Below are 13627 nucleotides of genomic sequence, written 5' to 3'. Positions count from 1 at the left end.
CGACATCAAAACTAAATGAGAATAGTTATTATTCTATTCCATATGTCTTCAGAGCGCTTTACCTCAGTTTTTTCAGCGTGACGCCACCTCATTCGATACCGGACCCGGGGTCATCAATCCCACTTCGGCGCAAAGTCCGGATTGGCCAGGCGCTCGCCACGATCGAGGGCGGCGATGGCCTGCATCTCGGCATCGCTCAACTTGATGCCGGTGGCCTGCAGATTGCTCTCGAGGTTGGCGCGGCGGGTCGAGGAGGGGATCACCGCAAAGCCTTGCTGCAGCGACCAGGCCAGCGCCACCTGGGCGGCCGAGACGCCGTGATTGCCGGCGATCTCCAGCAAGGTCGGGTCCTGCATCACGCGGCCGTAGGCCAGCGGCATGTAGGCGGTCAGGTGGATACCTTGCTCACGGGCGAAGTCGACCACCTTGCGGTTCTGCAGGAACGGATGGATCTCGACCTGGTTGGTCGCGATCTCGGCCGCGCCCACGGCGGCGATGGCTTGCTGCATATGCGCCACGGTGAAATTGGAGATGCCGATCAGGCGCGCCAGACCCTGCTGTTTCGCTTCGGCCAGCGCCTGCATGTATTCGGCCACCGGTAGTGCGTCGTTGGGGGAGGGCCAATGGATAAGCGCCAGGTCGACCTGCTCCATGCGCAGCTTCTCCAGGCTCTGTTTCAGGCTGGGGATCAGCTTGTCGCGCGACAGGCTTTCGGTCCACACCTTGGTGGTGACGAAGAGCTCGTCGCGCGCGACCTTGCTGCTGGCGATGGCCTGGCCGACTTCGGCTTCGTTGCCGTAGATCTGGGCCGTGTCGATGTGGCGATAGCCTAGCTCCAGCCCGGTGGCGACCGAGTCGATGACCTGCTGGTCCTTGAGTCGGAAGGTGCCGAGGCCGAAGGCGGGGATCGTGGTGGTGGTCATGCAAATTCCTTTCGCAGTGGGGGATGCGCCCTGGATGAACGCGGTGTGACGCCAGTATCCGATATCAGGCGCTGGTCAAAAACCACGTCAATCACAAAACATTATTGATCAGCAATCAATAGTGCCAACGTGAGTTGTCGCTTTGGTAACGCTACCAGCCCGATGCTAGAATGCGCCCATGGTCGACACCCCTTTCTCTCCTTCCGTTCCGGTCACAGGCGACAGCGCCGAGCCGCGTCGCCGCGGCAGCCGCAAGAGCGCCGGTGGCATCACGTTGCGTGATGTCGCGCAACTGGCCGGCGTGGCGCCGATCACCGCGTCGCGTGCGCTCAATACGCCCCAGGCGGTGTCGCCCAAGGTATTGCAGAAAGTGCGCGAAGCCGTCGAGCGCACCGGCTATGTGCCGAACCTGCTGGCCGGTGGCCTGGCATCCAACAAGAGCCGCCTGGTGGCGGTGGTGGTGCCGACGGTGATCGGGCCGGTGTTCCAGGGGATCGTGCATACGCTGACCGAAACCCTGGCGGCGGCCGGTTACCAGGTCATGCTGGGGCAGAGCGGCTATGAGAATTCACGCGAGGATGCACTGCTGGAGGCGATCATCGGTCGCCGCCCCGACGGCGTGGTGCTGACCGGCATCATGCGCTCGCCCGAGGCGCGCAAGCGCTTGCTGGCCAGCGGCATTCCGGTGGTTGAGACCTGGGACCTGACGCCCAACCCGATCGATATGCTGGTCGGTTTTTCGCACGAAGAGATCGGCCGCGAAGTGGCGCGCTACCTGCATCGCCTCGGTCGCAGGCAGGTGGCGGTGGTGGGTGGGCGCGACGAGCGCAGCCAGCGCCGCATGAATGCCTTCGCCGAGCAGGCAGTGGCGCTGGGCATGGGAATGGGCGCGGCCGACGGCGTGCCGATGCATGGCGTGATCGCCCCGACTACCCTGGGCCAGGGCCGCAGCGGCCTGGTCGAGTTGCTGCAACGGCAGCCGGGCATCGACGCCATCTTCTGCAGTTCCGATCTGCTGGCGCTGGGGGTGATGATCGAGGCCCAGGCGCGCGGCATCGCGATTCCGCAGCAACTGGCGGTGGTCGGTTTCGGCGACCTCGATTTCGCCCGCGACCTGCAACCGCAACTGACCACGGTGCGCATCGACGGCACCGCCATCGGCCAGCGCGCGGCGCGTTTCATCATCGATCGCGCCAACGATATCGAGATCGCCCAGCCGGTCGTCGATGTCGGTTTTTCGATCATTTCCCGCCAAAGCGCCTGATTTGGCCGCAGGGCACGGCCAGCAAGCTTTGCTGCGTCGCGGCATAATGTCGGATTGCGTCATCTCGCGGTTTGCGTCTCCATGGAAAAGATCATTGTCTACATCATCCCGGTGTTCCTCGTGCTCATCGGCGTGGAGTTCGTCTACGGCTATCTGCGCCGCCGCAATACCTACCGCCTGGCCGATGCCCTGAGCAGTCTCAGCCAGGGGGTGATCGGGCAGTTGGTCGGGTTAGTGACGCAACTGTTCCAGATCGGCCTGTACAGCATGGTCTACCGTGCCGTGGCGATCTTTCCCGCGGCGCGCTTCTGGCAGGGCGCCTTGGGCTGGCTGGTGGCCATTGTGCTGTTCGATTTCTTCGATTACTGGCTGCATCGCATGGGCCACGAGAATTCGCTGATGTGGGCGGCCCATTCGGTGCACCATCAAAGCCAGGATTTCAACCTGTCCACGGCCCTGCGCCAGGAAAGCACGGTGGTGCTGATCGGCTGGCTGTTCTACCTGCCGATGGCGGTGCTGGGCGTGCCGCCCGAGCAATTCGCCCTGGCCGGCCTGGTGGTGCTGGTCTACCAGTTCTGGATCCATACCGAGCACATCGGCAAGCTGGGCTGGTTCGACCGGGTGTTCTCGTCGCCCTCCAATCATCGGGTACACCACGCCGTCAACGACCAGTATCTCGACAAGAACTATGGCGGCATGCTGATCATCTGGGACCGCCTGTTCGGCACCTTCGCCGAAGAGCGGGAGCCTTGCGTGTATGGCACCCGCACCCCGCTCAACAGCTGGGATCCGCTGTGGGCAATCTTCAGCGGTTATTGGCAGCTGGCCCATAGTGCCGCAGCCATGCCACGCTGGCAGGACCGCGCCATGATCTGGTTCAAGCCGCCCGGCTGGCTGCCGGCAGGCATGGCCGCCAGCGGCCCGGCGTTCGACCTCGAAGCCGCGCGCCGGCGTTATGAGATCCGCCTGCCGCGGGTTGCCAATGCGGTCGCGATAGGGCAGTTCGGGGTGCTGCTGGCGGCAGCGGCGGCCTTGTTGTGGGTGGCCGATGATGCCACTTACCTGCATCTGCTGGTGGCCAGCGCCGCTTGCCTGGCCGCCTTCTGGGCGCTGGGCGCATTTCTCCAGCGGCGCCTGGGGGCGCTGCCCATGCTGCTCATTGACTTGACGGCGATGGCCGCTGCCTGGCTGGCGCTGAGCTGAATCCCTCTTCCTGAAGTGCCTTGCGTCAAGTATTGACATTCAAAATTGGTACCGCTACCATTCATTTCACTTGATTTGGTACCGCTACCAAATCGACATCAGATTATGAAGACATCGAGACAGCCGCCCAGCGGCAAGGAGTATGCAATGAGCGCTAGCCCATCCCCGGCCGCAGTAAATGGCACCCCCAGGATCGTCGACATGCGGGTGATTCCGGTCGCCGGTCACGACAGCATGTTGCTCAATCTGTCCGGCGCGCACGGCCCTTACTTCACCCGCAATATCGTGATCCTGACCGATAGCGCCGGCCATACCGGGGTCGGTGAAGTGCCGGGCGGCGAGGCCATCCGCCAGACGCTGGACGATGCGCGCACCCTGGTGGTGGGGCAATCGGTCGGCAACTGGCAGGCGATCCTCAATCGTGCCCGCAGCGCCTTTGCCGACCGTGACAGCGGCGGCCGTGGCCTGCAGACCTTCGATCTGCGGATTGCGGTACATGCCGTCACCGCCCTGGAAGCGGCCTTGCTGGATTTGCTGGGGCAGTTCCTTGAAGTGCCGGTGGCCGCGCTCCTGGGCGAGGGACAGCAACGCGACGAGGTCGAGATGCTGGGTTACCTGTTCTACGTGGGTGACCGCAACCAGACCGATCTGCCGTATCAATCGGGCGCCGATGCCGAGGACGACTGGCAGCGCCTGCGCCATGAGGCGGCGACCACTCCGGAGGCAATCGTCCGGCTGGCCGAAGCGGCCTACCAGCGTTACGGCTTCAATGACTTCAAGCTCAAGGGTGGCGTCATGCGGGGCGAGGATGAGATCGCCGCCGTCACCGCACTGGCCGAGCGTTTTCCGCAGGCGCGCATCACGCTGGACCCCAACGGTGGCTGGCTACTCAAGGATGCGATCCGCCTGTGCCGCGACCAGCATCATGTGCTGGCCTACGCCGAAGACCCCTGCGGCGCCGAGGACGGTTACTCGGGGCGGGAGGTGATGGCCGAGTTTCGTCGTGCTACCGGCTTGCAGACCGCGACCAACATGGTCGCCACCGACTGGCGCCAGATGGGCCATGCGATCTCGCTGCAATCGGTCGATATCCCGCTGGCCGACCCGCACTTCTGGACCATGCAGGGTTCGGTGCGGGTGGCGCAGATGTGCCACGAGTGGGGCCTTACCTGGGGTTCGCATTCCAACAACCACTTCGATATCTCGCTGGCCATGTTCACCCATGTGGCGGCTGCCGCACCGGGGCGCATCACCGCCATCGATACCCACTGGATCTGGCAGGACGGCCAGCGCCTGACGCAAGAGCCGCTGCAGATCGTCGGCGGCCGCGTCAAGGTGCCGACGGCGCCGGGCCTGGGGGTGCAGCTCGACATGCAACAGGTGGAAGCGGCGCACCAGCTCTATCGCAACATGGGCCTGGGCGCGCGCGACGATGCGGTCGCCATGCAGTATCTGATCCCGGGCTGGAAATTCGACCACAAGAAACCTTGCCTGGTGCGTTGAGCCTGGCTTCATCGCAATCCGGCAGCAGTCACCAACAAGAGCGTCGCCAGGCGCCGGTTCACCCCCTTTCAGTCAACCAGAACCACCGAGTCCTTCAGAGGAGACACACTCGTGACCCAATCATCCATGTCGCCCGGCGCGCCCGCGCCGGCCAATCTGACCCTGACCAATGCGGTGTCCAAGATCAAGTGGCGCATCCTGCCGCTGTTCGTGGTGATGTTCATCGTCAATTACATCGATCGCGTCAACATCGGCTTCGTGCGGACCCACCTGGCGGCCGATCTCGGGATCGGGGCCGCCGCGTTCGGCCTGGGCGCCGGCCTGTTCTTCGTCGGTTATGCGGTATTCGAAGTGCCGTCCAACATGCTGTTGCAGCGTTACGGCGCCAAGGCCTGGCTGACCCGCATCATGTTCACCTGGGGCTTGGTGGCGGCGCTGATGGCGTTCGTGCATAACGAGACCAGCTTCTATTTCATGCGTTTCCTGCTGGGCGTGGCCGAGGCCGGGTTCTTCCCGGGCGTGGTGTATTACTTCACGCAATGGTTGCCCAACCACGAGCGGGGGCGGGCGATGGCGGTGTTCCTGTCGGGCTCGGCGATTGCGTCGATCCTCTCGGGGCCGATTACCGGTGCGCTGCTGATGGTGGAGGGCGGCGGCCTGCATGGCTGGCAATGGATGTTCCTGATCGAGGGCGGCTTCTCGATGGCGCTGTGTTTCGTGGTGTGGTTCCTGCTCGATTCGACGCCGCGTGACGCCAAGTGGCTGCAACCCGAGGAGCGCGAAGCAGTGGTCGCCGTGATCGCCGCCGAGCAGCAGGAGCGCGCCGCCAGCCGCGGGCCGCAGGTGTCGTCCTGGCGCTTGCTGCGCGACCCGCAGATATTGCTGTTCTGCTTCATCTACTTCGCCATCCAGCTGACCATCTACGGCGCCACGTTCTGGCTGCCGACGATCATCAAGAAGATGGGTCAGTTCAACGACTTCCAGGTGGGCTTGTTCAATTCGATTCCCTGGATCGTGTCGATCCTGGCGATGTACTGTTTCGCGGTGCTGGCCGGGCGCTTCAAGAAGCAACAGGCCTGGGTGGCGCTGACGCTGGTGATCTCGGCCATCGGCATGTGCATCTCGGCCAGTAGCGGCCCGGTGGTGGGTTTCGTGGCGGTGTGTTTTGCCGGCATCGGTTTCAAGGCCGCATCCTCGCTGTTCTGGCCTATTCCGCAAGGGTATCTGGATGCCCGCATTGCCGCCGCCGTACTGGCGCTGATCAATTCGCTGGGCAACCTGGGCGGCTTCTTTGCGCCGGCCACCTTCGGTTATCTGGAACAGAAGACCGGTTCGATACAAGGCGGCCTGTATGCGCTGTCGGCGGCCTCGCTGGTGGCGGCGGTACTGGTGTTCCTGGCGCGCACCCGGCCGCAGGCCGAGGGTGGTGCGCCAGCAGGGCAGGGCGCGGCCGTCAAGCGGGCTGCATGAGGTGCGGTAATGGCGCTGGGTCCTGAGGTTCGTCAGGACGACGGGCGCCCGACATGAATTGATCGGTTTCTCCGAGGTCTCCTCCTCGTTTGCGCTCCCGACATCGGGAGCGCTTTTCTTTTTGGGGCGTACAACCCTAGTCAAGCAGGGCGGTCGTGGCAAACCTATAATGATCGCGCCCCTACCTGCGGATTGCGCCATGGAAACCTTGTATCACCTGATCGAGCAATATGGATTGCTCCTCGTCTTCGTCAATGTGCTCGTCGAGCAGCTCGGCGCGCCGGTGCCAGCCTATCCGACCCTGATCATCACCGGCGCCATGGCGCAGGGCGGGCAGTATCCGGCCGCCCTGCTGTTGCTGGTGGCGGTGGTGGCGGCGCTGATCGCCGACTACACCTGGTATCTGGCCGGCAAGCGTTATGGTCGGCGGGTGATGTCGCAGCTGTGCCGTATTTCGCTCTCGCCCGATTCCTGCGTGCGCCAGACCGAATCGATCTACCTGCGCTGGGGCGCGCGCTCGCTGCTGGTGGCCAAGTTCATTCCGGGGTTTGCCTCGATTGCCAGTGCACTGTCGGGCACCATGGGCACCCGCCGCTCAAGCTTCTTGCTGTATGACACGATCGGCAGTGCGCTATGGGCCGGGCTGGGCATCTTTCTCGGTTCGCTCTTTTCGAGCGCGGTCGACGACCTGCTCAACGTGCTGGCGCAGCTGGGACACTACGGCATGATGCTGGTGGTGGTCGCGCTGGTGGTGTTCGTGGCCAACAAGTGGTGGCAGCGCCGCCGCTTTCGCAAGTCGCTGGAGATGGCGCGCATTAGCGTCGATGAATTGAGCAACCTGCTTGACGGCGGCAATGCCCCTACCATCATCGACGTGCGCACGCCGCTGTCGCAGCAGGGCGGACGCATTCCGGGCGCGGTCACCATCTCCAACCAGGAAATCCAGACCTTCGTCTTCGATGGCCCGATCGAAGGTGAAGTGGTGGTCTATTGCGCCTGTCCCAACGAGGCATCGGCGGCGCTGGTGGCGCGCCAGCTGATGCAGCGCGGCTATACCCGGGTGCGGCCGCTGACCGGCGGCATCGATGCCTGGGTGGCGGCCGGTTACGCGATCGACGTCTGAATCGCGGTGCCCTGGCGAATCGTCTTGGTGACGGGCGTTTTTTCGCAGATCTCGGCCAGCCGCGCCAGTTGCTCGCTGCTCAGCGCGTTGCCGAAGCTGATCTTGCGGCTGATGGTTTCTAGCCCGGCTTCATCGCGTCCGAAATGGGCATCGACATCGATGCTGCCCAGTTCCCATCCCTTGCGATCGGCATACATGCGCAGCGTCAGCGAGGTGCATGAAGCCAGCGCTGCCAGCAGCAATTCGTAGGGCGCCGGGCCGGTGTCCTGACCGCCATTGTTCTGCGGTTCATCGGACTTCAATTGGTGGCTGCGGGCCTTGATTTGCTGGGCGAAGCCGGCGGTATTGTGCAGTGTGACGTGGGCCATGCAATGCCTCCAAATGGGTTCAGTGTGAATACCGGGCGATTGTGGCACATCGACGGCGTGGATGGACGAGGGTGCCTTCGGCGCCGATGTTGTCATCGAATTGACTTAACCGCAGTGGCCGGCAGACATTGGCCGCTGCCTTCAACGGAGTAGAGATGCAAGACTATCGCAAACTGTTTGACCTGAGCGGCAAGGCTGCCGTGGTGATCGGCGCCGCTTCCGGTATCGGCCGGGCATCGGCCGAGGCCATCGCCAGCCTGGGCGCGCGGGTGATCTGCGCCGACGCCGACGAGGCCGGCGCCGCAGCCACTGCCGCCGATATCGTGGCCGCCGGCGGCCAGGCCGAAGGCTATCGGGTCAACGCCGCCGATGGCGCCGAGATCGAAGCGCTGGCGCACCATGCCGCCAGGCGTGGGCAGATCGACATCGCCGTGAGCACGCCGGCGCTCAATATCCGCAAATTGATCGTCGACTACACCGAAGAAGAATACGACCGGGTGATGAACCTGAACATGAAGGGCACGTTCAACTTCTTTCGCAGCTTTGGCCGGCCGATGATGCAGCAGGGCTCGGGCAGCATCATCGCCTGCTCGTCGATGCGCGCCGTGACCATCGAGCCGGGGCTGGGCGTGTACGCCGCCTCCAAGGCCGGCATTGCGCAACTGGTCAAGGCCTTCGCCGCCGAGATGGGCCCGTACGGCGTGCGGGTGAATGCGGTCATGCCCAGCATCATCGAGACCCGGCTGACGGCGCCGTTGAAGGAGCGCGCCGATATCTTCAAGACCTATGCCGGGCATACGGTGTTGAACCGCTGGGGGCAGCCGTCCGAAGTGGGCGCGGCAGTGGCATTTCTGGCCTCGGACGCGGCCAGTTATATTTCGGGCAGTTCGCTGGCGGTCGATGGCGGCTGGACCGCCATCGACGGGCCGCCGACCGGACTGACGGCGACCCGGCCTTCGTAAGGATGATCCGTGCGGACGAAAAAAAGCCACGCAATCTGCGTGGCTTTTTCTTGCCTGGGAAGGCGTGGCCGATTACGCGAAGTTCTTGGCGACGAAGTCCCAGTTGATGATGCCCCAGTAGTTCTCGACGTACTTGGCGCGTGCATTGCGGTAGTCGATGTAGTAGGCGTGTTCCCACACGTCCACGGTCAGCAGTGGCTTGTCGGCGGTGGTCAGCGGAGTGCCGGCGCCGGTGGTGTTGACGATGTCGACGCTACCGTCAGCCTTCTTGACCAGCCAGGTCCAGCCCGAACCGAAGTTGCCCAGGCCTTGCTTGGTGAATTCGGCCTTGAAGGCATCGAACGTGCCCCACTTGGCATTGATGGCGTCAGCCAGTGCGCCGGTCGGAGCGCCAGCACCCTTCGGGGTCAGGCCGTTCCAGTAGAAAGTGTGGTTCCAGACCTGGGCTGCGTTGTTGAAGATGCCGCCGGAGGACTTCTTGATGATTTCTTCCAGGGACAGGTTTTCGAACTCGGTGCCGGGAATCAGGTTATTCAGGTTGGTCACATAGGTCTGATGGTGCTTGCCGTAGTGATATTCCAGTGTTTCTTTGGAGATGGTGGGCGCCAGTGCGTCCAGTTCATAAGGCAGTGCCGGAAGGGTATGTGCCATGGTGAATCCTTTCAGTCTTGTTGATGGTTCGGGTATTACCGAGGTCTATTCCGAACCTGTGATTCTAAAGCGGATGAAGATTCTTTGCACTCGGTCAATTGCCCGCCAAGCCGCGCTGGGCCTGGATTTCATTGAATCAGAATCGTTCTCATTCAATTCCTGTTTAGTTATTCACCAGTGCCGGCGCGAGCGCTCGCCGGAAATGCCGGCCGACATCGCGCCGCCAGGCCCCGAGGGAGCGCGGCGGCGGCAAATGCTAATGACGAAAATGTCTGTTTGTCGGGGAGACGGGGAAGGGATTCAGTCCAGCCTTGGCTGCACGCTGGCAATGCCGACCTCGGCGCTGCCCTGGGCCAGGCGCAGCGTGATCTGGCTGCGAGCCGACAGTTCGGCGGGCGATTGCAGCACGCGGCCGCTGGCATCGGTGACGATGGCATAGCCGCGCTCCAGCGTGCGCTGGGGATTGAGCAGTTCGAGCTGGCTGTTGAGTCCGGCCAGTGCACGACGGCGCTGCTGCTGTGATGCTGCTGCCGATCCTTGCAGGCGGCGCGCCAGCTCGGCCATGACGCGGCGATCCTGGGTGGTGTCGGGCAACTGATGCGCCAGGCGGGCGCTGATGCGTTCCAGCCGATGCCGCATCTGCGTGGCCGGCAGGCCGATGCCATGCGCCAGCCGGCTCTGCAACGCCTGCAGCTTGACCCGTTCGTGGCGGATGGTGGCGCCCGGGTTGACCAGGCGACGCGACAGCCAGTCCAGGGTCTGGGCACGGTCAGTGAGGGCGCGCCGCAGCCCGCGGGTCAGGTCGCGGGCGTGGTCGCGCAGCTCACCAAGCCGGTCTTCGCGGGCGACTACGGCCAATTCGGCAGCCGCCGTCGGGGTCGGGGCGCGCAGGTCGGCGGCGAAGTCGGCGATGGTGAAGTCGGTTTCGTGGCCTACGCCCGAAATCACCGGCACCGCGCAGGCCACGATGGCGCGCGCCACCACCTCTTCATTGAATGACCACAGGTCTTCGATGCTGCCGCCGCCGCGACAGACCAGCAGCAGATCGCACTCGGCGCGCGCGCTGGCGGTGGCGATGGCATGGGCGATGCGCTGGGCGGCTCCTTCGCCCTGTACCGGCGTGGGGTACAGGATCACCCGCACATGGGGGGCGCGGCGGCGCAGGGTGGTCAAGACGTCGCGCAGCGCAGCAGCTTGCGGGCTGGTGACGATGCCGACCGTGCGGGCGAAGCCGGGAAGGGGACGCTTGCCGGCGGGATCGAACAGGCCTTCACGTCCCAGTCTTTCCTTCAGTTGCACGAAGGCGGCGTACAGGTCGCCCACGCCCGAGCGGCGAATCGCCTCGACGTTGAGCTGGTAGTCGCCTCGTGGCGCATACAGCGTCACCAGCGTGCGCACCTCGACCTTGTCGCCCTCGCGCGGCATGAAGCCGGCGTGTTGCGCGCGGCCCTTGAACATCACGGCGCGCACCTGGGCGCCTTCGTCCTTGAGGTTGAAATACCAGTGGCCGGAGGCGGCACGGGTGAAGTTGGAAATTTCGCCCTTGACCCAGATCAGCGGAAAGCTGCGCTCCAGCATGCGCGCCACCGACTGGTTCAATGCCGATACCGTCAGCATTGGCGGGCCGCTGTCGGCCTCGGAGGTGGCGAAGGCAGGGGCGGGGCCAGGGCGTGGCGGCGGAAACTTGTCGATGGGCATGCGGCGTTGGGTGGCGATGGTTCAATGATGTGCTGGCGGCAGCGCGGGGTGGTGCGCCAGGCGCTACAATTGCCGACATTGTAAAGCCAGGCAGCCAGCGCTTGCCCGCGCCGGTGCAAACGGCTACATTCTGCACCCGGATTCGCGGTTCTCACCGGCCCGTGCCCGATCATCCCTTCATCTTGTCTACAGGAGTCTGTTTTGCTCGCCATCATCCTCGCCGCCGGCTGGCCCATCTGGCCACTGCTGATCGCATCGATCATCGGCCTGGCGCTGGTCATCGAACGACTGGTCTATCTGCGCCGTAGCCGCATCCTGCCGCCGCAATTGCTGTCGGAGGTGGTCCGGGTCTACCAGAGTGGCCGCGTCAACGACGAAGTCGTCGATACGCTCGAACAGAATTCGCCGCTGGGCCATGTGCTGGCGGCCGGCCTGCGCAATGTCGACGCCCCGCGCGAAGTCATGAAGGAAGCCATCGAAGAAGCCGGCCAGGCTGCGGCCCACCGGCTCGAGCGCTTCCTGACCACGCTGGGCACGATCGCCTCGCTGGCGCCGCTGATGGGCCTGTTCGGCACCGTGGTCGGGATGATCGAGATCTTCGCCTCGCAGAATGCGGCGGGCACCAATCCGGCGCAACTGGCGCACGGCATCTCGATTGCGCTTTACAACACCGGTTTCGGGCTGGCCGTGGCCATGCCGGCGCTGGTGTTCTATCGCCATTTCCGGGCGCTGGTGGATGGTTTCGTGGTCGACATGGAACAGCAGGCCGTCAAGTTCGTCGACATCGTGCACGACGTGCGCCATTGAGCACGCGGGAGATGCCATGAATTTCCGCAAAGGACGCAGTCGCGAAGAGCCCGAGATCAACCTGATCCCGTTCATCGACGTGTTGCTGGTGATCGTGATCTTCCTGATGGTGACCACCACCTACAGCAAGTTCACGGCGCTGCAGGTGACCTTGCCCACGGCCGACGCCCAGAAGGCGCTCGAGCAGCCGTTCGAGATCAATATCGCCGTCGACGCCCAGGGCCGCTATGCGGTCAACAACAGCCGCATCGCCGCGCGCGATGCGCAGGGCCTGGCCGAGCAGATGCAGGCCAGCCTGAAGGCCAGCGGCAAGAGCGACCCGGTGGTGATCATCAATGCCGACGCCCTGGCGACCCACCAGACCGTGATCAACGTGCTGGAAGCGGCGCGCATCGCGGGTTTCCCCAAGGTCACCTTTGCCGCGCAATCCAGCGCCGGCAAGTAAGACCGTCTTGGCACAGTCGACTCCTCGGGCAGAAGCGGTGCTGACCCGCGCCTGGCAACGGCGTGGCCTGCTGGCTTGCCTGCTGTGGCCGCTGTCGCTGCTGTTCGGCCTGGTGGCCGCACTCAGGCGTTCGCTCTTCGCGCTGGGCATCAAGCGGGCGCAGCGCCTGCGGGTGCCGGTCATCGTGGTCGGCAACGTATTCGTCGGCGGCACCGGCAAGACCCCGTTCACGATCTGGCTGATCGAAGCCTTGCGTGCGGCCGGCATGACGCCGGGCGTGGTGTCGCGCGGCCATGGCGCTGCGCTGGACGACGTGCGCGTGGTGCAGGCCGACAGCGCCGCCAGGGACGTGGGTGACGAGCCGTTGCTGATGGTGCAGCGTACCGGCGTGCCGCTGGTGGTCGGGCGCAACCGGGCTGCAGCCGGCCGGGCCCTGCTGGCGGCTTACGCCCGGGTCGATGTGATCATCTCGGACGATGGCCTGCAGCACTACGCGCTCGGGCGCGACATCGAGATCGTGCTGTCGGATGCGCGCGGGGTGGGCAATGGCTGGCTGTTGCCGGCTGGCCCCTTGCGCGAACCGGCGTCGCGCCGCCGCGATTTTTCGGTCTGTAACCTGCCGGCAGGCGTGGCTGCTCCGGCGGCCCATTTCGCCATGCGCCTGGACGGCAGCGTGGCGCTGCCATTGGCGCCATCCGGATCGCCGCAGCCACTGGCAGCCTGGATCGCCAGCGGGCTGCATCTGGCCGCCGCCGCCGGCATCGGTCACCCCGAGCGCTTCTTTGCCATGTTGCGTGCCGCCGGTCTGACGATTGACGCCCACGCGCTGCCGGACCATCATGACTTTGCCGACAACCCCTTTGCCGCGCTCGATGCCGATGTCATCCTGATCACTGAAAAGGATGCAGTAAAATGCAGGGCTATCGAGGCCATCAAAAACGACCCGCGCATCTGGGTCGTGCCCGTATCGGCGCGCATCGAAGGCGCGCTGGCTGAACATATAGTGGAGAAACTCCGTGAACGCCCGACTGCTTGATATCCTGGTTTGCCCGATCTGCAAAGGTCCTCTGGACTACGACAAGAAAGCGCAGGAACTGATCTGCAAAGGCGACAAGCTGGCTTACCCGATCCGCGACGGCATTCCCATCATGTGGGCCGACGAGGCGCGTGACATCAACGCCGCCGCCGGGCTGGCGCCGGTGGCTTGAAG

General features: G+C 64.3%; 14 protein-coding genes. 10 read left to right on the top strand and 4 right to left on the bottom strand.

Going from position 1 to position 13627, the window contains the following annotated elements; all coding sequences use genetic code 11:
* Positions 1–113: 113 nt before the first annotated feature.
* Positions 114–923 (bottom strand): 2,5-didehydrogluconate reductase DkgB, encoded by an 810-nt coding sequence (gene dkgB, locus LBW87_RS12320; protein WP_225201766.1) that lies wholly within the window; start codon positions 921–923, stop codon positions 114–116.
* Positions 924–1101: 178 nt separating this feature from the next.
* Between dkgB and LBW87_RS12315 the strand changes: the two genes are divergently transcribed.
* The 5 genes from LBW87_RS12315 to LBW87_RS12295 all read left to right on the top strand — a co-directional run bounded on the left by LBW87_RS12315 (position 1102) and on the right by LBW87_RS12295 (position 7486).
* Positions 1102–2187 (top strand): LacI family DNA-binding transcriptional regulator, encoded by a 1086-nt coding sequence (locus tag LBW87_RS12315; RefSeq protein ID WP_225201765.1) that lies wholly within the window; start codon positions 1102–1104, stop codon positions 2185–2187.
* An 81-nt stretch (positions 2188–2268) separates the two neighbouring features.
* The gene (locus tag LBW87_RS12310; RefSeq protein ID WP_225201763.1) at positions 2269–3390 is read left to right on the top strand and encodes a sterol desaturase family protein; all 1122 of its coding nucleotides are present in this window, start codon (positions 2269–2271) and stop codon (positions 3388–3390) included.
* Between the two features lie 147 nt (positions 3391–3537).
* Complete coding sequence (gene gudD / locus LBW87_RS12305; RefSeq protein WP_225201762.1) at positions 3538–4893, top strand: glucarate dehydratase; 1356 nt, start codon at positions 3538–3540, stop codon at positions 4891–4893.
* A 126-nt stretch (positions 4894–5019) separates the two neighbouring features.
* Positions 5020–6363 carry an MFS transporter gene (locus LBW87_RS12300; RefSeq protein WP_225201878.1) on the top strand — a complete coding sequence of 448 codons (1344 nt, stop codon included), beginning with the start codon at positions 5020–5022 and terminating at the stop codon, positions 6361–6363.
* A 199-nt stretch (positions 6364–6562) separates the two neighbouring features.
* Positions 6563–7486 (top strand): DedA family protein/thiosulfate sulfurtransferase GlpE, encoded by a 924-nt coding sequence (locus tag LBW87_RS12295; RefSeq protein WP_225201761.1) that lies wholly within the window; start codon positions 6563–6565, stop codon positions 7484–7486.
* Here the strand turns inward: LBW87_RS12295 and LBW87_RS12290 are convergent.
* Entirely contained in the window at positions 7468–7854 is a 387-nt protein-coding gene (locus LBW87_RS12290; RefSeq protein WP_225201760.1) for an OsmC family protein, read from the bottom strand. The two genes, LBW87_RS12295 and LBW87_RS12290, sit on opposite strands and share 19 nt — an antisense overlap.
* Positions 7855–8009: 155 nt before the next feature.
* Here LBW87_RS12290 and LBW87_RS12285 point away from each other — a divergent pair, with 155 nt between their 5' ends.
* On the top strand, positions 8010–8816 hold the full coding sequence (locus tag LBW87_RS12285) for an SDR family NAD(P)-dependent oxidoreductase (RefSeq protein WP_225201759.1): 807 nt from the start codon (positions 8010–8012) through the stop codon (positions 8814–8816).
* Between the two features lie 72 nt (positions 8817–8888).
* Here LBW87_RS12285 and sodB read toward each other — a convergent pair whose 3' ends face one another.
* Both sodB and xseA read right to left on the bottom strand, forming a co-directional pair.
* A complete protein-coding gene (sodB, locus tag LBW87_RS12280; protein ID WP_225201758.1) occupies positions 8889–9467 on the bottom strand; it encodes a superoxide dismutase in 579 nt (192 codons plus the stop codon).
* Positions 9468–9767: 300 nt separating this feature from the next.
* Complete coding sequence (gene xseA, locus LBW87_RS12275; protein WP_225201757.1) at positions 9768–11165, bottom strand: exodeoxyribonuclease VII large subunit; 1398 nt, start codon at positions 11163–11165, stop codon at positions 9768–9770.
* 201 nt (positions 11166–11366) lie between these two features.
* On the opposite strand from xseA, the gene LBW87_RS12270 reads away from it, so the two are divergent.
* The 4 genes from LBW87_RS12270 to LBW87_RS12255 are packed head-to-tail and all read left to right on the top strand — an operon-like array spanning position 11367 to position 13625.
* Positions 11367–11972, top strand: a complete 606-nt coding sequence (locus LBW87_RS12270; RefSeq protein WP_225201756.1) for a MotA/TolQ/ExbB proton channel family protein — start codon at positions 11367–11369, stop codon at positions 11970–11972.
* 16 nt (positions 11973–11988) lie between these two features.
* The gene (locus LBW87_RS12265; protein WP_225201755.1) at positions 11989–12417 is read left to right on the top strand and encodes an ExbD/TolR family protein; all 429 of its coding nucleotides are present in this window, start codon (positions 11989–11991) and stop codon (positions 12415–12417) included.
* Between the two features lie 7 nt (positions 12418–12424).
* Positions 12425–13453 carry a tetraacyldisaccharide 4'-kinase gene (gene lpxK / locus LBW87_RS12260; RefSeq protein ID WP_225201753.1) on the top strand — a complete coding sequence of 343 codons (1029 nt, stop codon included), beginning with the start codon at positions 12425–12427 and terminating at the stop codon, positions 13451–13453.
* Complete coding sequence (locus LBW87_RS12255) at positions 13434–13625, top strand: Trm112 family protein (RefSeq protein WP_225201752.1); 192 nt, start codon at positions 13434–13436, stop codon at positions 13623–13625. Before lpxK ends, LBW87_RS12255 begins: the two co-directional genes overlap by 20 nt.
* Positions 13626–13627: the final 2 nt, after the last annotated feature.

Source organism: Herbaspirillum sp. alder98 (genome assembly GCF_020179755.1).
GTDB lineage: Bacteria > Pseudomonadota > Gammaproteobacteria > Burkholderiales > Burkholderiaceae_D > Herbaspirillum.
This window is presented reverse-complemented; position numbering and strand designations above follow the sequence as displayed.